The organism is Ruegeria spongiae, from assembly GCF_023502395.1.
Lineage (GTDB): Bacteria > Pseudomonadota > Alphaproteobacteria > Rhodobacterales > Rhodobacteraceae > Ruegeria_C > Ruegeria_C spongiae.
In genome coordinates this window covers 1-815 of the sequence record NZ_JAMFMB010000091.1, presented here as the reverse complement: position 1 = coordinate 815, position 815 = coordinate 1, and the positions used below count along the sequence as shown (strand labels likewise).

Genomic DNA, 815 nt, shown 5'->3' with positions numbered 1-815 from the left:
GCTCAATGTATCCCTTTCCATGCGTTTCACTTCGCGCCAGACTGATGCACTGAAGATACGGGAAATTTGCTGGTCTGACTTTGCTTCCAAGTTTCTGAATTTCCCCGGTGCCAATAGCTCCAAGTGTACGATCTTCTGCTCCCGACTGTACAAGTCGAAGTTAGGGAAATATGTGCTGTCACGATGAGAATATTTGATTTGATGGTATGCTTTCACCAACCGCTTGACGCGATTAGCGGCTTCTGGACCGAACTTCCGTATCGCGGCTCGCTTGATTTGGATATCCATCTTAGTCAGAAGACTCTTGTCATCAATTTGTGAGAAGTAAAACATCCAGCCCACAGTGCTGTCGAAGAACTTACAACCAGTAATTCGCAAGTTTATGCGCCAAATTGCTCTCTCCCGAGTTTCTGGAGTTGCACCGAATATAATCTCCATGATGCTTGTCATGAGTTTTTTCTCTGTTTCAGGCCTTACAGTAATTCTGTCGCCGCCTATTGAGTAATGCCCTCACGGATGTCACGGCGCTTGGCATATGGGACTTTGGACAGCACCGAGGCCACCAAAAGCGCTGCGGAATTCTGAATCATTACCTTCTGCGATCTTGGAACTCCCATCACGCGCAGCGCGTCTTGTGTCCTTGGAGGCAACTCCCAAAACGGCAGAAGACTGTCGGCGGCGCGTTCGTCAAACTTGTTTCCTCTGGTCATGCTTTCTCCTTCGCATTTTCCATTTTTGTGCTCGGAAGGAGATAGGTCCTATTTCTTGGTTTGGCACCTGTGTAGTCGCTAACCTGCCCAGCGGATATGAAGAAG

2 protein-coding genes are annotated in these 815 nt (G+C 48.3%); both read right to left on the bottom strand.

What is annotated here, in order from left to right:
- Nucleotides 1-450 (bottom strand): hypothetical protein (locus M3P21_RS22380; RefSeq protein ID WP_249713719.1); only part of this gene is annotated, 450 nt, incomplete at its 3' end.
- Nucleotides 451-494: 44 nt separating this feature from the next.
- Nucleotides 495-710: a hypothetical protein gene (locus M3P21_RS22375; RefSeq protein WP_249713718.1), complete on the bottom strand. Its 216-nt coding sequence runs from the start codon at nt 708-710 to the stop codon at nt 495-497.
- Between the last annotated feature and the right edge of the window lie 105 nt (nt 711-815).